Genomic DNA, 18,685 nt, shown 5'->3' with positions numbered 1-18,685 from the left:
GGATATGGCAACGACGACGGCATCCAAGGGCGCGAATGACGCGACCTATGAATGGGAAGGCAAGGACCGTAACGGCAAACTTGTGCGGGGCGAATTGCGCGCCGGCGGCGAGGCCATGGTCAGTGCCACCCTGCGCCGCCAAGGCATCTTGGTCAGCAAGGTCAAGAAACGCCGGGTCAGCGGTGGCAAGGCCATCAAGCAAAAAGACATCGCCATCTTCACCCGCCAATTGGCCACGATGATGCGCGCCGGCGTGCCCTTGCTGCAGTCTTTCGAGATCGTCGGCCGCGGCAGCACCAACCCCAAGCTGACTCGCTTGCTGAACGACATCCGCCAAGACGTCGAGACTGGCACCAGCCTGTCCACCTCACTACGCAAGCACCCGCTCTATTTCGATGCGCTGTACTGCAATCTGGTCGAGGCCGGCGAAGCGGCTGGTATTCTGGAATCGCTGCTCGATCGCTTGGCGATCTACCAAGAAAAAACCGTGGCCATCAAGGGCAAGATCAAATCGGCCCTGACCTACCCGGTCTCGGTGCTGGTGGTGGCCTTTGTGGTGGTGGCCGTGATCATGATCTTCGTGGTGCCGGCCTTCAAGGACGTGTTCAAGTCCTTCGGTGCCGAACTGCCCGCCCCCACCTTGGCGGTGATTGCCATGTCGGAGTTCTTTGTCGCCTATTGGTGGGCGATCTTTTCGACCATCGGCGGTGGCCTGTACTTCTTTTTCCAGTCCTGGAAGCGTTCGGCCAAGATGCAGGCCACCATGGACCGTCTGCTGCTGAAAATTCCAGTCTTCGGTGACCTGCTCTACAAATCGGCGGTGGCCCGCTGGACCCGCACCTTGTCGACGATGTTTGCCGCCGGTGTGCCGCTGGTGGAAGCGCTCGACTCGGTCGGCGGCGCCTCCGGCAATGCCATCTTCGCCGAGGCCACCGAGAAAATTCAGCGCGATGTTTCCACCGGTACCGCGCTGACTACCTCGATGCAATCGACCGGCATCTTCCCCACCATGGTGCTGCAGATGGCCGCCATCGGTGAAGAGTCCGGCTCGCTGGACCATATGCTGTCGAAGTCGGCCGAGTTCTACGAGGAGGAGGTCGACGAGGCGGTCAAGGCTTTGTCCAGCCTGATGGAGCCCTTCATCATCGTGATCCTGGGCGGCATCATCGGCGGCATCGTGGTGGCCATGTACCTGCCCATCTTCAAGCTTGGCCAAGTGGTCTGATCCTCGCCCTTCCCACTCATGAATCTTGATTTCGAATTCCTGCTTTCGCCGCTGGTGCTTGGCCTGTTGGGCCTGTGCATTGGCAGCTTTCTGAACGTTGTCATCCACCGCACGCCTTTGATTCTGGAGCGGCAATGGATGGCCGATGCGGGCGCGCAATTGGGCGATGCCAGCGAGTTGAGCCGCGCCATGGGCCTGCCCGCGGCCGAGGCCGAAAAGCTGGCCGCCGCGGCTAACACCTTGAGCGAGCGCATCGAAAAGCTGCCCAAACTCGGCATTGCCCTGCCGCGCTCGCGCTGTCCCAAATGCGGCCACCAGCTGGCTTGGCATGAAAACCTGCCCTTGCTCGGCTGGTTGCGCCTGGGCGGCAAGTGCTCGGCCTGCAAGACCCCCATTTCGGCCCGTTACCCGCTGATTGAACTGACTTGCGGCCTGCTGTTCGCGGCGCTGTCCTGGCGCTTTGGCGCGCAGCCCAGCACCCTGCTGTGGTGCGGCTTCAGCGCTTGCCTGTTGGCCCTGGCCACCATCGACTGGGACACCACCCTCTTGCCCGACTCCCTCAACCAACCGCTGCTGTGGGCCGGTTTGGCGGCATCGCTGCTGGGCTTCACCATTCCGCTGGCCGACGCCATGACCGGCGCACTGGTGGGTTATTTGTCCTTGTGGTCGGTCTACTGGCTGTTCAAGCTCGCCACCGGCAAGGAAGGCATGGGCTATGGGGACTTCAAGTTACTGGCCGCCCTCGGCGCCTGGCTGGGCTGGCAAATGGTGCTGCCCATCGTGCTGGGCGCATCGCTGATTGGCGCGATCGTCGGCATCGGCATGAAGATGAGCGCAAAACTCCGCGAAGGTCGCTACGTGCCCTTCGGTCCCTTCTTGGCCGGAGGCGGTTTCGTCGTGCTGTTTGCCGGCGCACCGCGCGTGCTGGGCTGGCTCGGCTGGGCATGAGGGGCCGGGCTTGAGGATAGGCCTGACCGGCGGCATCGGCAGCGGCAAGAGCACGGTGGCCGGTTTCTGGCGTGAAGCCGGCGCCGCTATCATCGACACCGATGCGATTGCCAGACGCCTGAGCGCCCCTGGCGGCGCGGCCATGCCAGCCATCGTGACCGAGTTCGGCCCTGAGCTACAGGCCGCCGACGGCGCCCTGGATCGCGCCGCCATGCGTGCGCTGGCTTTTTCAGACGCGACGGCTAAGGCTAGACTGGAAGCCATCCTCCATCCCCTGATCGGCGCACAAACGCGCGTGGAAGAAGCGGCAGCGGCAAGTGCGGGCCAGCAGCTGATCGTCTTTGATGTGCCGCTCTTGGTCGAATCCGGCCATTGGCGCGCCCGGGTTGAGCGGGTGCTGGTGGTCGATTGCGAAGAGCAAACGCAGCTAGAACGAGTCTGCCAACGCCCCGGCTGGACGCTCGATTCGGCCGCCGCTGTGCTGGCCGCACAAGCCAGCCGACAGCAGCGGCGCGCCTGTGCCGACGCCGTGATCTTCAATCAAAACTTGCCCCTCGAAACCTTGCGCGGGCAAGTCCTGACCCTCGCCCACGCCTGGAGCCAACGCAAATAGATGGCCGCCACGGCGGCTTCTGCCCGTGGCCGGCGCAGGCTATGGAACAATCGCAGGGTTTGGCGCGCAAAATGCGCATCGCCGCCCACCCGCTGACCGATAGGGATGACCGCCTTGGTCCTTTACGAGTACCCGTTCAACGAGAGCATCCGCACGATGCTGCGTCTGGAGCATCTGTTTGACCGCCTCGGTCAGCTGATGGAGCGCGAGACCGCGCTTGACCACCATTTCGCCCTGGTCACCATTTTCGAGATCATGGATGTGGCCGCCCGCGCGGACCTGAAGTCCGATCTCTTGAAGGAACTGGAGCGCCACAAGGCGCAGCTGAACGGCTATCGCGGCAACCCTGGCGTGGCCGAATCTGTGCTTGACGAGGTGATCGCTCGCATCGACCGCGCCTTTGAAGGCCTCAACAAGCTCAGCGGCAAAGCAGGCCACGCCCTCAATTCGAATGAATGGCTGATGAGTATTCGCAGCCGCATCAGCATTCCCGGCGGCACTTGCGAGTTCGATCTGCCGGCTTACTACACCTGGCAGCAGTTCTTGCCGGTGCGTCGCCGTAACGACCTGATGCAGTGGACGCAGAGCCTGATGCCACTGGCCGAGGCCCTGCAAGTGTTGCTGGGCTTGCTGCGCGACTCGGGTTCGCCGCACAAGGTGGCAGCAGTGGCCGGTCAGTTCCAACAAAACCTGGGCGCAGGCCGCAGCTTCCAATTACTGCGCATGCGCATCGACCCCAGCCTGGGCCTGGTGCCTGAGATCAGCGGTCACCGCTTGATGATCTCCATCCGCATGATGCGGCAAGACGAAGAAGGGCGCCTGCGCCCTGCCCCTCAGGACGTCAGTTTCGAGCTGACGCTGTGCGCATGAGCAAGCCAGACATCAAGCCGCAAGAACGCATCGTGCCTTGCCCGACTTGCCGGGGCGACTCGATCTTCGCGCCCAGCAATCTGTGGCGGCCTTTTTGCAGCCAGCGCTGCCGCCAGATCGATCTGGGTGCCTGGGCCAGTGAGAGCTTCGCGGTTGAAGCCAGCCCGCCGGTCGAAGACGACTCCTTACCTCACTGATGCCACGGCGCCCAAGGCCGACAAGGCTTGGCGCGCCTCGGCTGCATTGGTGAACAAAACCGCCTGCCAGCCCAGGGCCTGAGCGGCTTCGATATTGGCCGGGTGGTCATCCAAGAAGATGCAGTCCTTTGGCGCCAGCCCAAACTGCTGACTGGCGATCTCAAAGATCGGCTGACGCGGCTTGGAATGCTTGACGCGGCCCGAGAACACCCCCGACTCGAACCATTCGTTCAAGGGGTGACTGCGCTCCAGGTGGTCGGCATAGGGCTCGGGCATATTCGACAGATAGAACAGGCGATGGCCTGCCTGCTTCAGCTCTTCGATCAGCGCGGCCGTGTCGGTCTGCAACTGCAATTCATTCGGCACTTCTGCCACCACCTGCGCCACCTCGGCGCGCGGCCAGCCGGTACGCTCGGTGATGCGAGCGATCACCGTCTCGGCATCGATGAGCCCTTGGTCAAAAGCCCCCCAGTCGCCGCCATAGTTTTCAAAAAACTGCGCTGCGACCACGGCGCCCTCATCCACATCTGCCACGCGGTGGGGCCAGACTCGCGCCAAAAAACTGGCGGGGTGCCAACGGAACACCACGCCGCCAAAGTCAAAAACGATATTCATGCCAAGAGGTGCTTCAAAAGTCCAGCGGTGGAACTGTCCAAGCCTGCCGTGTCGCCACTGTTCAAGCGCGGCAGCAGCTGGCCGCACAAGGCCTTGCCCAGCTCGACGCCCCACTGATCAAAGCTGTTGATGCCCCAGAGCGCGCCGCTGACAAAGACCCGGTGCTCGTACATGGCAATCAAAGCGCCGAGTGAACGCGGCGTCAGCTGATCCAGAACCAAGGTGGTGCTGGGCCGATTACCGGGGAAGGAACGATGGCGGGCCACCGTTGCGGCGTCCAGCGCCTTGGAGGCCGTGGGCGCCGATTCGCCTATAGCCTCGTCAAACGACTTGCCTTGCATCAGCGCCTGCGACTGCGCCAGGCAGTTGGCCAGCAGCTTGCGATGTTGATCGGCCAAGCGCTCTTTCAGCTCACCCTGAACATGCGCACCGTGATTGGTGTGCTTCACGGCGATGAACTCGACAGGAATGACGTCCGAGCCTTGGTGCAGCATCTGGAAGTACGCATGCTGGCCATTGGTACCCGCCTCGCCCCAGACCACCGGGCTGGTGGCATAAGGCAAGGCCTGACCCTCGCGGTCCACACCCTTGCCATTGCTCTCCATCTCCAACTGCTGCAGATAAGCCGGCAAGCGACCCAGGCCCTGGTGATAAGGCGCCACGCTGCGGCTGCTGAAGCCATGAAAGTTGCGATACCAGAGGTCCAGCACGCCCAAGAGTACCGGCAGGTTTTGCTCCAGCGGCGTCTGCGCAAAATGCTGATCCATGGCGTAGGCACCGCCCAACAGCGCGCGGAAGTTCTCGGCGCCAATCGCGATGGCGATCGGCAGACCGATCACCGACCAGAGCGAATAGCGGCCGCCCACCCAGTCCCAAAAACCGAAGGTGGTGGTAATGCCAAAGTCTGCAGCCGCCGCGGTATTGCTGCTGGTGGCGACGAAGTGACGTGCGATATCGCTACCGCCGGCCGCCAGGAACCAGCTGCGCGCAGCCAAGGCGTTAGCCAGGGTTTCTTGCGTGGTGAAGGTCTTGGAGGCGATCACGAACAAGGTGGTGGCCGGCTTCAGATCGCGCAGCACCGGGGCCAGGTCATGCCCGTCCACATTGGAGACAAAGTGCAGCTTCAAGCCCGGTTGGGTAAAGCTCTGAAGCGCCCGCACGACCATGGCGGGGCCGAGGTCCGAGCCGCCAATGCCGATGTGAACCACATCGGTGATGCCGCTGCGGGCGCTGTCGCGCACGCTTTCGGCATAGCTCAGCATGGCGCTCAGCGAGGCTTGCACTTCCTCGGTGAACAAACCTTGACCGGCCGGCGCGCGCAGTGCGGTGTGCAGCACGGCGCGGCCTTCGGTGTGATTGATGGCCTCGCCGGCCAACATGGCATCGCGTTGTGATTCGAGCCCACAGTCCCGCGCCAATTGCAGCAGCAAGGCCAGGGTTTCGGCGTCGATGCGGTTCTTGGACAAGTCCGCCAACATCTCCGGCGCCTGGAAGGACCAAGCGGCATAGCGCTCCGGCTCTTCGGCAAAGGCGCGCCGCAGGTCAAAGCTGCTGCCAACGGCATCAAAGCGCTGTTGCAGGGCAGACCAGACCGGGCTACGGTCACAACGCGAGGCAAAGGACATATCAACTCACAATCATCTGATCCAGCTTGGCCGAGTCCACGGCAAACAGGCGGATGCCTTCGGCCAGCTTCTCGGTGGCCATCGCATCCTGGTTGAGGGCAAAGCGGAAGCCCGCTTCATCGAAAGAAACCTTGGGCAGATCCAAAGCGCTGGCGGCGGCCGCGTCGAGCGCGCGTGTCAGCGGCGCCGTCTGCGCTTGCAACTGAGCCAGCAAATCGGGGCTGATGGTCAGCAGGTCACAACCGGCCAGCGCTTGGATCTGGCCGATATTGCGGAAGCTCGCACCCATCACCTCGGTGCGGATGCCATGCTTTTTGTAGTAATTGAAGATCTGCGTGACCGACTTGACGCCGGGATCGTTCACACCGGCTTGTGTGGCCTCGTCCCAAGCGCTGCCAGCGCTCTTCTTGTACCAGTCGTAAATGCGACCGACGAAAGGCGAAATTAGTTGGATGCCGGCTTCACCGCAAGCCACAGCCTGACAGAAGGAGAACAGCAGCGTCAGATTGCAGTGGATGCCTTCGCGCTCCAACTCGGCGGCGGCTTGGATGCCTTCCCAGGTGGAGGCGATCTTGATCAGCACGCGCTCACGCGAAATGCCGGCGGCTTCGTAGAGGCCAATGATGCGGCGGGCGCGCAGCAAGGTGGCGGCCTTGTCAAAGCTCAGGCGGGCGTCCACTTCGGTCGAAACGCGACCGGGCACGACCTTCAGGATCTCCAGACCAAAGCGAACCAACACCCGGTCCACCACTTCGTCCAGGGCCAGGCTCTTATTGGCAGCAACGGTGTCGCTGAGCAGCGGTGCGTAATCGGGCGACTGCACGGCCTTCAGGATCAGCGATGGGTTGGTGGTCGCATCGCGCGGGGCAAACTGCGCCAGCTGCAGAAAATTGCCGGTGTCGGCCACCACCGTGGTCAGGGTCTTGAGTTGATCGAGTTGGTTCATCACAGCAGCACTCCAGAAAAAGCAATTCAAACCTCCATTAGAACCGCTCTCGGGCAGCCCCACTCGTCCAGGCCTTTGCATCGGGTTACAGACTCAGGCAAGCGCAAACCCCCATGAGAGGCGCAAAAAAAGCCTGACACATTGACCGAACGACGAAACTCATGCATCATAATTCCAGAAACTTTGTTACATCAAGGGTTCATTTTTTCGACTGAACCGCAACAGGGCGCATTCCATGTCTTTCGATCTCGTTTTCTTCGGCGGCACCGGCGATCTCACTTGGAGAAAGCTGATGCCGGCGCTGTTCCAGGCCTTTCGCCACGGCAAGCTGCCGGCTGGCGGCCGCATTTTGGCGGTGGCTCGTGACGACAATAGCGACGAGCGTTACCGCGAATGGCTGAAGGAACGCTTCCGCGAGGTCGATGGCTCTAAGCGCCCCAATGACGAAGAATTCGAGCGCTTTGCGGCGCTGATCCATTACCGCCGCATGGACCTGTCGCAGCCCGAGCATTACCAAGGCCTGAAGGACTGGCTGGATGAGCGCCAAGCCGACACGGTGGTGCTGTACCTAGCCACCAGCCCTTATCTGTTCACCCAAATCTGCCAGCAACTCGGTGCCGTCGGCCTGAACGAAGACCGCGTGCGCGTGGTGCTGGAGAAACCGCTGGGCCACGACCTGGCCAGCGCCCAAGAAATCAACCGCGTGGTGCGTTCGGTCTTCAAGGAAGAGCAAGCCTTCCGCATCGACCATTACCTGGGCAAGCCTTCGGTGCAGAACCTGATGGCGCTGCGCTTTGGTAACGCCTTGTTCGAGCCCCTGTGGCGCCGCGAGAGCATTGCCAATATCCAGATCACCCTGGCCGAAGAACTGGGCGTGGGCACCCGCGGCGCCTTCTACGACGACACCGGCGCCCTGCGCGACATGATTCAAAACCATGCGCTGCAGTTGCTGACCATGATCGCCATGGAGCCGCCTTCGACCAATGATGCCGACGCGATTCGCGACGAGAAGCTCAAGGTGCTGCGCTCGCTGAAACCGTTCACGGCTGAAACCGTGGCCCGCGATGTGGTGCGCGGCCAGTACCGCGCCGGTAACGTCGGCGGTACGGTCGTGAACGGCTATTTGGACGAAGCCAAGGTGCCCGAGAACAGCCCTTGCGAAACCTTTGTGGCGCTGCGTACCGAGGTGCAAAACTGGCGCTGGGCCGGCGTGCCCTTCTACTTGCGCACCGGCAAGCGTCTGGCCGCCCGCGATGCCCAGATCGTCATCAACTTCCGCCAAGTGCCGCACCCGATCTTCCCGGGCACCAACCAGGCCAATCGCCTGGTCATCAAGCTGCAACCGGAAGACGGTCTGGAATTGCAACTGCTGGCCGCCAAGGGCGGGGCGCATGGCGAGGCGCTGACGCCGGTGTCGCTGGATCTGGACTTTGACAAGGCTTTTGCCACCAACCGCGTCGGCGCCTATGAGCGCTTGCTGCTGGATGCAATCGCCGGCCGCCTGAACCTGTTCGTACGCAGCGATGAGCAAGAGCAAGCTTGGCGCTGGGTGGAGCCCATTCTGGACGCCTGGGCAAAAGACAGCACCGGGCCACGCCCCTACAACGCGGGTTCCTGGGGCCCTGCGGCCGCCAGTGCGCTGGTGGCCAAAGACGGCTTCGCTTGGGCGGAAGAACAGTGAGCATTCTGGAACGGGTCAAAGCCGCCATTCCGGCCTTGCCGCCGGCCGAGCAGCGCGTGGCCAAGCTCTTGCTGAACGACGCACGAGCTTTCGCCAACCTGCCGGTCAGTGAGTTGGCGGACCGCGCCCATGTTTCTAAGCCGACAGTGGTGCGTTTTTGCCGCAGCGTGGGCTATGACGGCCTGACCGACTTCAAGCGCAAGCTGGCCGGCAGCGTCAACGAAGGTGTGCCCTTTGTGCACCGGGCGGTGGACGAGGACGAAAAGCCGGCCGACCTGATCGTCAAGGTGGTCGACAACGCGGTCGCTGCGCTGCTGCATTACCGCAATGATGCGGCCAGTCACGCCTTTGAGGTGGCCATCAATGCCTTGTCCGAGGCGGCGCGCAACAACCGCCGCATCGAGTTCTACGGTGTCGGCAACTCCGGCATCGTGGCGCAAGATGCGCAGCACAAGTTTTTCCGCCTGGGCATCAACACCGCTGCCTGCAGCGACGGCCATGTGCAATTGATGAGCGCGACGATGTTGCAGCCGGGCGATTGCGCCGTGGTCATCAGCAACTCGGGGCGCAGCCGCGACCTACTGGACGCCGCCGAGATTGCGCGCAAAAAGGGCGCCACCACCATCATCATCACCGCCAGCGGCTCACCGCTGGCGACCTTGGGGCAAAGCCCCGGTCAGGTCTTGCTGGCGGTAGACCACCCCGAGGACTTTGACCGTTACAGCCCGATGGTGTCGCGTCTGCTGCACTTGATGGCGGTCGACATCCTGACCACCGGTGTGGCACTGCGACTGGGTCAAAACCTGCGCCCCATGCTGCAGGAAATCAAGAAGAACCTGCGCGGCAAGCGCTACGTCTAGGTTCTAGGGCTCCCGGCTGGCGCCGGGGCCGTTCAGGCCTTGGCCTGGGAGAGCAGCAGTTCGGGCCAGAGCAACTCGGCCACGCCATACACCCGCGCCAGCTCTTGCAGCTTGGCCGGCACGTCATGCACCTGCAGTTGGATGCCCTCTTTGCTGCACAGGCGTGCAGCGCTGAGCAATAACGTCAGGGCCGCCGAATCAAACTGACTCAGATCGCCCGCGCAGAGGTTCAGCTGGGCCCCGGCCCCGCTACGTACCTGCGCCGCCTCGGCGCGCAGGCTGGGTTGCAAAGCCGCCCACAAACTGGGCAACTCACCCATGCGCACCGAAGCAGGCATTCTCAACATGCTGTTGCTCGCACTCACCGTCTGGCTCAAACTCAAGCCTTGGCCGGCGCGCTGGCGGCCTTCTGGTTTTTGTCCACCAGAGTCTTGATCAGGCCGTCGATGCCATTGGCGCCGATTTCCTGAGCAAAGCTATTGCGATACTGGTCGGCCAGCCATATGCCCAGCACATTGACGTCATAGATGCGCCATTCGGCGCCGGTCTTTTCCAGACGGTAGTCCAGCTGGATTGGGTCACCCTTGCCGCGAATCTCGGTGCGCACCACCACCTCGGTCTCGCCTGCAGCGGCCCGCAGCGGCTTTAACGCAATGGTCTGGTCCTTCACCTGGGTCAAAGCACCGGCATAGGTGCGCACCAACAGGGTCTTGAACTCGTCCTGCAGGCGCTTTTGCTGCTCGGGCGTGGCTTGACGCCAGAAACGTCCCACCGCCGACGAGGTCATGCGCTGGAAGTTGATGTAAGGCATCACCTTGGTATCGACCAGATTGATGATCTTCTGCAAATCACCGCCTTGGATGGCCTTGTCGGACTTGACCGCCTCGATGGTCTCCAGCGAGAGCTGGCGAATCAGCAAATCAGGTGCGCTGGCGTCGGCTGCAAACACCGGCAGCCCGGCTGAAAGACCCAGGGCCAGGGCCGTCAGGCCGCGCAGGAGGGCTCGTTTAGTTGCTTTCATCACTTCAATTCCTATCTCTTTTGTCCAACATCCACCTCAACGCAGGCGCGGGGACTTGGGTTCACATGGGCGAGGCGACCTGCGTCTCTGCCCATCAGGTCCTCAGGGGCCGGCTTGCGGCGTGCCCTTCTCGGCCGGAGCCTCGGGTACCAGCACTTCGAACTCCTCGTCGTCGCCAAAACTGCCGCGCCGCTGCAAATAGGCGTCACGGTAGAAGGTGTACTTATCGAGCGCAATGCCTTCCAGCATGCTGCTGGCGCGCAAGAAGTTCGCCCGCGCATTGACGGTTTGCAGGCTGTAGATACCGACTTTGCTGCTGCCGTCCCGGAAGAGTACCGCGGGCGCTGCCGACCAGTCGAAAGGCATGGCCAGCGTGTCGCGCACCGACGATGGCCCAAAAAAAGGCCAGACGATATAGGCGCCGGTGCCGGTGCCCCAGCGTCCAAAGGTCTTGCCCATGTCTTCGCTCTTACGCTCGAGCCCTATTTCGGTCGAGATGTCGATCAGACCCGCAAAGCCCAGCGTCGAGTTGAAGAAGAAGCGCAAGCCCTGCTCGACGGCGGCCTTGGGTCGCCCCTGCAGCATCAGATTGACGGTCGACCAAGCATCGCCAATATTGTTGAAGAAATTATCGACCGACTGACGAATCGGGGCCGGCACCATATCGCTGTATACGGTGGCCACCGGACGCAGCACATGCTCGTCCAAGGAATCGTTGAAGGCAAATACCTTGCGATTCCAAGCCTCCCAGGGGTCCAGCCGCTGCCCCTGGGAGCCAGGGCCACGCAGGCTTGCGCAGCCACCCAGCAAAGCGAGCAGACTCAGCAGCAGTAGCCAGCGGCCGATACCGAGGGCCTTCCCAGTCCTCATGGCTTGGACTCTCCAGCGGTGCTCGAACCCGAGTCGGCCGCCTTGTTGTAGAGGAACTGGCCGATCAGGTTTTCCAGCACCACGGCCGATTGGGTCTGCTTGATGCTGTCCCCGGCTGCGAGGTTCTTTTCATCGGCACCGGCCTCCAGGCCGATGTACTGCTCGCCCAACAAACCGGCGGTCAGGATCTTGGCCGAGCTGTCCTTCGGGAAGGCCACTTTTTTGTTCAAGCTGATCATCACCTTGGCTTGAAAGCTCTTGTCGTCAAAGACGATGGACTCCACCCGGCCGATCACGACGCCGGCGCTCTTGACCGCCGCGCGCGCCTTCAGACCACCAATATTGTCAAATTTAGCGCTGACCTGATAGGTTTCATCAAAGTTCAGGCTCAGCAGATTGCCGGCCTTCAGTGCCAGGAACAGCAGGGCCGCGCCGCCCAGCAGCACAAAGAAACCTACCGCCGCATCATGCCTCGAGGCTTGTTGCATGCTTTTCTCCGAATCTCGAAAAACTAAATAGAAAACATCATGGCGGTCAGCACGAAGTCGAGCGCCAACACCGCCAAAGAAGAAACCACCACGGTGCGGGTCGTCGCCTGCGCCACGCCTTCGGGCGTCGGCTTGGCCGTGAAGCCTTGCAAGAGCGCCACAAAGCTGACCGTCACACCAAACACCAAACTCTTGATGACGCCATTGCCCACATCGGCCCAGACATCCACGCCACCCTGCATCTGCGACCAGAACGCACCTTCGTCGATGCCGATCAAGACCACCGCGACCAGCCAGCCACCGATGATGCCAATGGCAGAGAACAGCGCTGCAAGTAATGGCATCGCGATCACGCCGCCCCAAAAGCGCGGGGCCAGCACACGTGTCACCGGATCAACGGCCATCATTTCCATGGCGGTCAATTGCTCACCGGCCTTCATCAGGCCGATCTCGGCAGTCAGCGACGTCCCGGCGCGGCCGGCAAACAGCAAAGCAGCCACCACCGGCCCCAATTCGCGCACCAGACTCAGGGCGACCAACAGCCCCACCGCCTCGGCAGATCCATAGCGTTGCAGCGTGTAATAACCCTGCAGCGCCAGCACAAAGCCGACAAACAAGCCCGCCACACCAATCAAGGACACCGAGCGATTGCCGAGGAAGAACACCTGCTCACGCACCAGGGCGAAGCGCATCAAGCTTTGCGGCGAGCGGGCCAGCAATTGCAGAAACAAACGCGTGGCGGCGCCAATATCGGCCAGCTTCAGGCGCAAGGCGCGCCCGGTCGTGCTTGCAAAGCCCATCATTTGCGCAGCCCCACACCAAAGTCTTCATTCACCGGGCTGGCCGGTTGATGGAAATGCACCGGGCCTTCCGGCTCCGCGCCCACAAACTGACGAACCAACGGGTCCTCGCTTTGACGCAACTGCTCGGGCGTGCCCTGGGCGACCACGCGCCCATTGGCAATCATGGCCACTTCATCGGCAATGGCAAAGGTCTCATGCAGATCATGCGAAACGATGATGCTGGTCAGCCCCAGCGCGTCGTTCAAGTCGCGGATCAAGCGCGCGGCCACGCCCAGCGAGATCGGGTCGAGCCCGGCGAAGGGCTCGTCATACAGCACCAGATCAGGGTCAAGCGCAATCGCTCGCGCCAAGGCCACCCGGCGTGCCATGCCGCCAGAAATTTCCGAAGGCATCAGATCGCGTGCGCCACGCAGGCCGACGGCATTCAGTTTCATCAACACCAAATCGCGAATCATGGACTCGGGCAACTTGGTATGTTCGCGCAGCGGGAAGGCCACGTTCTCGAACACCGACAGATCGGTGAACAGCGCGCCAAACTGGAACAACATGCCCATGCGACGCCGCACAGCATAGAGATCCTCAGCGTTCAGTCCGCCAATGTCTTGGCCGTCGAACAAGACCTGACCCTTGATGGGCCGGATTTGGCGACCCAAGAGCCGCAGCACCGTGGTCTTCCCGCCACCAGAAGTGCCGATCAAAGCCAGCACCTTGCCGCGCGGCACAACGAGATTGACCTGTTCGAGAATGACCCGTTCGCCATAGCCAACGCTGACGTCGCGCAATTCGATCAATGGCGTAGCAGGCTGCGATTCAGCGCTCGAAATAGTGGGGTTTAGGGCCATGAGCCTCGGGCGGGCGGGCCGAAAGCCCGAATTCCAAAAGGGCACATCATAGGGGAAACACCGAAATCAAGTCAGAGTCAGGCGATTAGCACCCGGCGCGAGATTCAATGCACAGCGCCCCGCCCAGAAGGCCGGGTATCGGGGCGGTCGAAAACAACCTCGACATAAATGCGCGACTTGACCACTTGCCCATTCAACTCCCCCGCAGAGAAGCGCACGCCTTGAAAAGCACGCTTGGCGGCCTCCACCATGGCGGGCGCCAAGTTTCCCTCCTGGACCCTGACGGTTTGCACCCACCCGGCTTCATCAATAAAGAGCGCCAGCACACCGATGAACTGAGCGCCCGGCAAGGGATCACCTTCGCCGCCTTCAAACAAGGACTCGGGCCATTGCAAGAAGACCGGTTCATGAGCCAGCGGCGCCACGGTTAGCAATGGCCTGGGCACGTAGCCGTCCAGCCCGTCTGATCCGCCTTGTTCGGCGAACTCTGTGGGCATCTGCCGGGCTGAATGAACCTCCGAGTCAACGATTGGCTGAGGCGCACGCGACGGCGAAAGGATAGGAACTGGATTCTCGGCAGGCATACCCTTCTGTTGCGCCGGGGCTGGCAGCGGCGATGCGTCGCCTGCGGCCGAGATCCGTATGGCAAATGCTTGTTTGGGTACCGGATAGATGCCGGTCCTCACAGCCGGAGCCCAAGTTTGGCTCAAGGCCCATACATGTAAGAGCAATGAAGCACCCAGGCACAGGCTCAGCGCCAGCAGGCGCTGCGCCCCGCCTAGGCGCCAACTCATCAGCGGTCCACCAACTCTCGCCACGCAGTGCGCTTAGCTCCGGTGCTGGAAGGTGCTGGCGTCGGGACAGGCTGCTTCTCAATGCCATCGGTGCGGTTCACGATCACACCACTCTTGCCATTGGCCAGAAGGAAGGGGCTGAGGCCCACCACCATCGCATTGCTGATCTTGGTCGCCACCAAAGATCCGGTATTTCCACCGGTGGCGATGTCAAAGAAGTAGAGCCATGAATAACCACCACCGCTGGTGCACGAGGCCGCCGCCTTGGGCACATTGGAAGCCGCTGTCAGCGTATTGAACTGCAGCAACATGTCCACCGAGATGCGCTCACCCGAATCGGGCAGATCCACATACCAGCCTGTCTTTTGCGTCCAATCGACGGGATTGCCGCTGGCCACTCGCATGGTGCCGCTAGTTGTCAAAGTTTGCGCCACCAAAGCGCTGCCGGCCCGGATATCGCCATAACCGGTCGCGCCCAGATCATCCTTGATGCCGTACACCGTTTGCTTGTCGACGTTGTCCAGATCGGTCAGCCCCACCAAACGCCCGGTCCCGATATAGACCACCGGCGTCTTGAAGCCCTTGTAATTCACCTCTGCGAGTTGCGGCGTCGTCGCAATCGGTTGAACCACCCCGTTCACCTTGACGGTGGCCAATAGAAGCGCAGCATTTTTGGGATCTTTCAAACCTTCGGTATCAAAGCGCCACAAATTACCCAACATGTCGCCGCCGTAAAAGCGCAGGGCCTTGTTGTCATCGGTGGACTCCACCCAGGCATTCAAAGGCCCCAGGCCACTTGGTGTGGCTGCACTGCCTGCCGAGGTTGAGATATCAAGCACCTTGGCACCTGTGGCAATATTGACCATGAACAGATGGCCCTTGCCATCGCCGACATTGTTCAAGCCGGAACTGAAGACGGCCACCCAATCACCATTGCTGCGCTTGGTGACCAAGGGTTGCGCATAGCTAAAACCCAAATTGGTGTCAGTGAACTCCCACATGGCGAGGGGGTTGGCAGGATCGGTGACATCCAAAGCAAAATAGGATTTACCACCAGCACCCAGGCCGCAAATCAGCACGGTTTTCCAGACGCCGCCCACGCTAATGTCCGCCACCACCGGCGAGCCATCCACAAAGAACTGATGGTTGGACGAGTAATTATTGTCGGCCAACTTATACAAATTGCCCCGCACGGCGCTGGGAATATAGGCCCACATCTCCTCGCCGCTACTGGCATTGAAAGCGTGCAACATGCCATCGTTGCCGCCCACATACACCACACCCGCGCGATTCGCCTTTGACGACTGATAGGCTGCATAGCCCGCATCTTTGTATTTCAAAGGAGGGGCGCCAACATAAGCAGGCGAGGAACCGATAATATCGCCAAGAACTTCACCGCGCGACCTAAACACAGACAACTCGGTGCCGCGCAAGTAACTAACAAGATTAGCACCACTGTTGGCAGTCGTCTTCTCCGTACTGCTCAATGCCGGGCATTGACTGAGTTTCGAGCAAACATTATCTACCTCACCATTGAAGCCATCGGCCGTCAAGTTCGAATAGGTGAAAAGTCGCAAACCGCCCGATTTGTAATAATATATTTTTCGCGCGGTATTGAGCTTCAATTTAGCGGCAGCACTCCAGTCAGCAATATCCTTGCCGCTGGCATCAAGCACCAACGGGGTGCCGGTATCCGGGTCGATTTTGTAGGCACGCAAATCGCCGGTCCACAATTCGGACGTAAAGCGCCCGATAAAAACTTGGTTGTTGCCAGAAATTGGCCGCAAGGTACTGGTGGCAGCGGCTGAACCTGAAGCGGTAATCTGATCAATTGCCGACAACGCAGTTTTCAAACTCTGCGCCACCGCCGCGGGATCGGCGGCATTGAAATACTGCCCTCGCCCGTTCACGGCTGCGTGCCACAGGTCATCCACGTTTGCTGCATAAGCCGAGCCGGACGACTCTACGGACAACGGCCACTGCTTGGTATTTTGGGTCAAATTATAGTAATCACCCGAAGTCTGCGTGAGATACTTCGGATCGTAATTGAGCAGACCATTCTGACCAAGATTCAAGGTATATGTGGTCATGTGCTGCCAATAGGCAGTATCCAGCCCCAGGGGTTTGACATTATCCTGACAGACATCAGAACCAAGAGCACCCTTGCAATTACTTTGCCCCGTATTACGTAAATCCGTATTGTAGTAATACATGGCAACGTCAGCCAGCGAGTTGCTATCGCCTCCACTACCATTTGAACTACTGGCATCATGCATGGGTCGCGCAGTTGACCCGCCGTCCTGCTGGCCTACTTTTGTTTTACCGTCCAACTGAAAAGGACCATAAGTGGTCGACTCATCACTAGTATTCCAAGCACCATCGGTAGCAAGAATAACAAAGTTCTTTTGACAAGAATACTGAACCGGATCCGAATCTTGATTCGGCGCCTTATTGGCGTAATACCGACCAGCATTGGCCAATGCGGCACGCAAAGGCGTATAACCAGAATTCTTTGGACCCATCAGATAATCATAAAATTTTGATTTTTGCGTATCGTCGAAATCTCGAATGTGCAAGAAATCCGTGTTATCACTTGACTCCTTGGTCGTCGTATTCAGAATGGTGTTATAGCCAACCCGAAATTTCTCATCAATATCTTTGAATGCCTGATTGACCACCGTCTTCATCATCAACATCCGCGTGCTGTAGTACGTATACCAGATGGCATAGTTCTGCGCCACCGAGGAATTATTATCTACATACACAGTGGTAAAAACAGACGATCCAGGCGTAGAGCCGACCGAAGAATTACATTCTTTATAAAAGGTACTCGTACTCAATACGCTCCCAGTTGAGCCGTATGTATAAGCAAATCGAGGCTGAGTGCCTGAGTAAGTGTGGTAATAAAAATTCTTGAGCACTTCGCCATTCGCAACTTTGGGGCTACTCAAAGTTGCACTTCCCGAGGAAGTGGTAATTGCTACGCCCATCGTGCCGGTCTTGCCGCCATTGCTGACCGACCAGCTACTCACGGTCCCCGTCATGTATTGGGTAGGCGTCGTGTCCGAATAAATGGTCACGACATCGCCGATGTAATAGGTGGGCGACCAGCCGCTGCTACTCAGGCCGGTGTCGGATATGGTGATGGTCAAGGAGCCTGAGTTTTTCAGCGATACCGGCGAGGACGTGATCGTGCGCGGATTCCAGGTGTCAGCGGTCGCCACCGGCGCCAAAAACGCGACCGACGGATTCGCATAGGGCACCCCCGTTGAACTGACCGGCACGGTGTAGGTGGTGGCTGGATTGAAGGCCAAACCATTGCATTGCGATGCTTTGCTGCCGTATTCGCTGGAAGAGAACTTGCCGGCAGCTTCAGGGAGAAAACTTTCGCCCATTGATCCGGAGTCATCCAGAATAAACATCAGATTGGGCTTCACCGGCGTGCCGGACGCCGTCAAGACCGGCGTCTGAGAGATATCGGTTTGCGCCGCCTGAATCCAGCCGCAAACACCGGCTGTAGCCAATCCAAGGGTGAGTTTGAGGCCAACCAGCACGCGCTTGAGTTGTGGGGTGTGCATAGACGACTCCAGTCTGCAGAGTTCGGGTCAAGGGTCAGAAACGCACCATGGTTTCGGTGAAACTCACCGTCCCCTTGGGCCCTACCGTCCGAGTGATGATTCGAAAATAGGGGCTGTAAACGATGCCCCCGGTGCGGTCGGTCTTGGCACCAGCGTCCAGACTGCCGCGGCCGGCCGCGTCGATGGTGCTGCCGGCCACCGGCACGGCACAGCTGTTGGTTGCGTCCGAAGTTGGCAAGGGTTTGGAACACAGCCGAGTGATGATGTAGCGCACCTTATCGCTGCCCACCGTGATCTCGGGCGCGGTATCCATACAGCCAGCCCCTACACCGGCCTGGGCGCAGTTGTTGTCGTCCCAATCAACCTGCGCCATCAGATTGGCAGTTCCCACGGACCTCCCCGTCGGATCCAAGCTGTCCATGCTGGTAGCCGAATAGCCTTTCGCCGGGATGTTGGCATCCAAAGTGCCATTGCCGATATTGGCAGCCAACCAGGTCAAAGCTTGATCCGCCGCTTTCGCACCGGCCGTCACCCCAGATTGCTTGAAGGACAAATTGCCCAAAGCCAGGGTCCCGGTATCCACCGAACGAATCAAAGCGACCGCACCCATGGTCAAAGCCACCAGGGCCAGCAAGGCGAATATCAGCGCCACGCCGGCTTGCTTCGGCTGACGGATGCGATGAGATGCAATAAGTTTCATCATGCCCTC

Annotated in this window: 19 protein-coding genes; 7 read left to right on the top strand and 12 right to left on the bottom strand. The window is 60.3% G+C overall.

The features are described from left to right. The first annotated feature begins 4 nt into the window (after positions 1-4). The 5 genes from WG899_RS12730 (at position 5) to WG899_RS12710 (ending at position 3,853) form a co-directional block, all read left to right on the top strand. A complete protein-coding gene (locus tag WG899_RS12730; protein WP_339596026.1) occupies positions 5-1,225 on the top strand; it encodes a type II secretion system F family protein in 1,221 nt (406 codons plus the stop codon). 18 nt (positions 1,226-1,243) lie between these two features. Next, a complete protein-coding gene (locus WG899_RS12725; protein ID WP_339596025.1) occupies positions 1,244-2,173 on the top strand; it encodes a prepilin peptidase in 930 nt (309 codons plus the stop codon). Positions 2,174-2,183: 10 nt separating this feature from the next. Further along, complete coding sequence (gene coaE, locus WG899_RS12720; protein WP_339596024.1) at positions 2,184-2,786, top strand: dephospho-CoA kinase; 603 nt, start codon at positions 2,184-2,186, stop codon at positions 2,784-2,786. Between the two features lie 114 nt (positions 2,787-2,900). Beyond that, the gene (gene zapD / locus WG899_RS12715) at positions 2,901-3,656 is read left to right on the top strand and encodes a cell division protein ZapD (RefSeq protein ID WP_339596085.1); all 756 of its coding nucleotides are present in this window, start codon (positions 2,901-2,903) and stop codon (positions 3,654-3,656) included. Then, positions 3,653-3,853 (top strand): DNA gyrase inhibitor YacG, encoded by a 201-nt coding sequence (locus WG899_RS12710; RefSeq protein WP_339596023.1) that lies wholly within the window; start codon positions 3,653-3,655, stop codon positions 3,851-3,853. The genes zapD and WG899_RS12710 overlap by 4 nt, the downstream gene beginning before the upstream one ends. On the opposite strand, the gene WG899_RS12705 is transcribed toward WG899_RS12710, so the two are convergent. Genes WG899_RS12705 through tal form a run of 3 tightly spaced genes read right to left on the bottom strand, consistent with a single transcriptional unit; the run spans position 3,842 to position 7,039 of the window. After that, positions 3,842-4,468: an HAD family hydrolase gene (locus WG899_RS12705; RefSeq protein WP_339596022.1), complete on the bottom strand. Its 627-nt coding sequence runs from the start codon at positions 4,466-4,468 to the stop codon at positions 3,842-3,844. The two genes, WG899_RS12710 and WG899_RS12705, sit on opposite strands and share 12 nt — an antisense overlap. Further along, a complete protein-coding gene (pgi, locus tag WG899_RS12700; protein ID WP_339596021.1) occupies positions 4,465-6,093 on the bottom strand; it encodes a glucose-6-phosphate isomerase in 1,629 nt (542 codons plus the stop codon). The genes WG899_RS12705 and pgi overlap by 4 nt, the downstream gene beginning before the upstream one ends. 1 nt (position 6,094) lies before the next feature. Beyond that, the gene (tal, locus tag WG899_RS12695; RefSeq protein WP_339596020.1) at positions 6,095-7,039 is read right to left on the bottom strand and encodes a transaldolase; all 945 of its coding nucleotides are present in this window, start codon (positions 7,037-7,039) and stop codon (positions 6,095-6,097) included. A gap of 235 nt (positions 7,040-7,274) precedes the next feature. Here tal and zwf point away from each other — a divergent pair, with 235 nt between their 5' ends. Together zwf and WG899_RS12685 are read left to right on the top strand one after the other, a co-directional pair. After that, on the top strand, positions 7,275-8,720 hold the full coding sequence (gene zwf / locus WG899_RS12690; RefSeq protein ID WP_339596019.1) for a glucose-6-phosphate dehydrogenase: 1,446 nt from the start codon (positions 7,275-7,277) through the stop codon (positions 8,718-8,720). A gap of 2 nt (positions 8,721-8,722) precedes the next feature. Next, entirely contained in the window at positions 8,723-9,580 is an 858-nt protein-coding gene (locus tag WG899_RS12685) for a MurR/RpiR family transcriptional regulator (RefSeq protein ID WP_339596084.1), read from the top strand. Between the two features lie 32 nt (positions 9,581-9,612). On the opposite strand, the gene WG899_RS12680 is transcribed toward WG899_RS12685, so the two are convergent. The 9 genes from WG899_RS12680 to WG899_RS12640 all read right to left on the bottom strand — a co-directional run bounded on the left by WG899_RS12680 (position 9,613) and on the right by WG899_RS12640 (position 18,676). Beyond that, positions 9,613-9,927: an STAS domain-containing protein gene (locus WG899_RS12680; protein ID WP_339596018.1), complete on the bottom strand. Its 315-nt coding sequence runs from the start codon at positions 9,925-9,927 to the stop codon at positions 9,613-9,615. A 32-nt stretch (positions 9,928-9,959) separates the two neighbouring features. Beyond that, complete coding sequence (locus WG899_RS12675; protein WP_339596017.1) at positions 9,960-10,601, bottom strand: MlaC/ttg2D family ABC transporter substrate-binding protein; 642 nt, start codon at positions 10,599-10,601, stop codon at positions 9,960-9,962. 102 nt (positions 10,602-10,703) lie between these two features. Beyond that, positions 10,704-11,471 carry an MlaA family lipoprotein gene (locus WG899_RS12670; protein ID WP_339596016.1) on the bottom strand — a complete coding sequence of 256 codons (768 nt, stop codon included), beginning with the start codon at positions 11,469-11,471 and terminating at the stop codon, positions 10,704-10,706. After that, entirely contained in the window at positions 11,468-11,959 is a 492-nt protein-coding gene (gene mlaD / locus WG899_RS12665; RefSeq protein ID WP_339596015.1) for an outer membrane lipid asymmetry maintenance protein MlaD, read from the bottom strand. The genes WG899_RS12670 and mlaD overlap by 4 nt, the downstream gene beginning before the upstream one ends. A gap of 23 nt (positions 11,960-11,982) precedes the next feature. Next, a complete protein-coding gene (gene mlaE / locus WG899_RS12660; RefSeq protein ID WP_444718845.1) occupies positions 11,983-12,759 on the bottom strand; it encodes a lipid asymmetry maintenance ABC transporter permease subunit MlaE in 777 nt (258 codons plus the stop codon). Continuing rightward, on the bottom strand, positions 12,759-13,604 hold the full coding sequence (locus WG899_RS12655) for an ABC transporter ATP-binding protein (protein ID WP_339596013.1): 846 nt from the start codon (positions 13,602-13,604) through the stop codon (positions 12,759-12,761). Before WG899_RS12655 ends, mlaE begins: the two co-directional genes overlap by 1 nt. Positions 13,605-13,708: 104 nt before the next feature. Further along, positions 13,709-14,101: an energy transducer TonB gene (locus tag WG899_RS12650; RefSeq protein WP_339596012.1), complete on the bottom strand. Its 393-nt coding sequence runs from the start codon at positions 14,099-14,101 to the stop codon at positions 13,709-13,711. A 296-nt stretch (positions 14,102-14,397) separates the two neighbouring features. Beyond that, positions 14,398-17,976 carry a PilC/PilY family type IV pilus protein gene (locus WG899_RS12645; protein ID WP_339596011.1) on the bottom strand — a complete coding sequence of 1,193 codons (3,579 nt, stop codon included), beginning with the start codon at positions 17,974-17,976 and terminating at the stop codon, positions 14,398-14,400. Positions 17,977-18,010: 34 nt separating this feature from the next. Continuing rightward, the gene (locus WG899_RS12640) at positions 18,011-18,676 is read right to left on the bottom strand and encodes a pilus assembly PilX family protein (protein ID WP_339596010.1); all 666 of its coding nucleotides are present in this window, start codon (positions 18,674-18,676) and stop codon (positions 18,011-18,013) included. Between the last annotated feature and the right edge of the window lie 9 nt (positions 18,677-18,685).

Origin of the sequence: Paucibacter hankyongi (assembly GCF_037482915.1) — a bacterium.
GTDB classification, from domain to species: domain Bacteria; phylum Pseudomonadota; class Gammaproteobacteria; order Burkholderiales; family Burkholderiaceae_C; genus Paucibacter_A; species Paucibacter_A hankyongi.
The sequence above is the reverse complement of the archived record's forward strand: the minus strand, read 5'-3'. Positions and strand labels throughout refer to the sequence as shown.

Bases quoted from the DNA above. Each gene is read 5' to 3' on its own strand.
- WG899_RS12730 (WP_339596026.1), top strand. From the start codon at position 5: ATGGCAACGACGACGGCATCCAAGGGCGCGAATGACGCGACCTATGAA.
- WG899_RS12725 (WP_339596025.1), top strand. From the start codon at position 1,244: ATGAATCTTGATTTCGAATTCCTGCTTTCGCCGCTGGTGCTTGGCCTG.
- WG899_RS12710 (WP_339596023.1), top strand. From the start codon at position 3,653: ATGAGCAAGCCAGACATCAAGCCGCAAGAACGCATCGTGCCTTGCCCG.
- WG899_RS12705 (WP_339596022.1), bottom strand. From the start codon at position 4,468: ATGAATATCGTTTTTGACTTTGGCGGCGTGGTGTTCCGTTGGCACCCC.
- pgi (WP_339596021.1), bottom strand. From the start codon at position 6,093: ATGTCCTTTGCCTCGCGTTGTGACCGTAGCCCGGTCTGGTCTGCCCTG.
- tal (WP_339596020.1), bottom strand. From the start codon at position 7,039: ATGAACCAACTCGATCAACTCAAGACCCTGACCACGGTGGTGGCCGAC.
- zwf (WP_339596019.1), top strand. From the start codon at position 7,275: ATGTCTTTCGATCTCGTTTTCTTCGGCGGCACCGGCGATCTCACTTGG.
- WG899_RS12680 (WP_339596018.1), bottom strand. From the start codon at position 9,927: ATGTTGAGAATGCCTGCTTCGGTGCGCATGGGTGAGTTGCCCAGTTTG.
- WG899_RS12675 (WP_339596017.1), bottom strand. From the start codon at position 10,601: ATGAAAGCAACTAAACGAGCCCTCCTGCGCGGCCTGACGGCCCTGGCC.
- WG899_RS12670 (WP_339596016.1), bottom strand. From the start codon at position 11,471: ATGAGGACTGGGAAGGCCCTCGGTATCGGCCGCTGGCTACTGCTGCTG.
- mlaD (WP_339596015.1), bottom strand. From the start codon at position 11,959: ATGCAACAAGCCTCGAGGCATGATGCGGCGGTAGGTTTCTTTGTGCTG.
- mlaE (WP_444718845.1), bottom strand. From the start codon at position 12,759: ATGGGCTTTGCAAGCACGACCGGGCGCGCCTTGCGCCTGAAGCTGGCC.
- WG899_RS12655 (WP_339596013.1), bottom strand. From the start codon at position 13,604: ATGGCCCTAAACCCCACTATTTCGAGCGCTGAATCGCAGCCTGCTACG.
- WG899_RS12650 (WP_339596012.1), bottom strand. From the start codon at position 14,101: ATGCCCACAGAGTTCGCCGAACAAGGCGGATCAGACGGGCTGGACGGC.
- WG899_RS12645 (WP_339596011.1), bottom strand. From the start codon at position 17,976: ATGCACACCCCACAACTCAAGCGCGTGCTGGTTGGCCTCAAACTCACC.
- WG899_RS12640 (WP_339596010.1), bottom strand. From the start codon at position 18,676: ATGAAACTTATTGCATCTCATCGCATCCGTCAGCCGAAGCAAGCCGGC.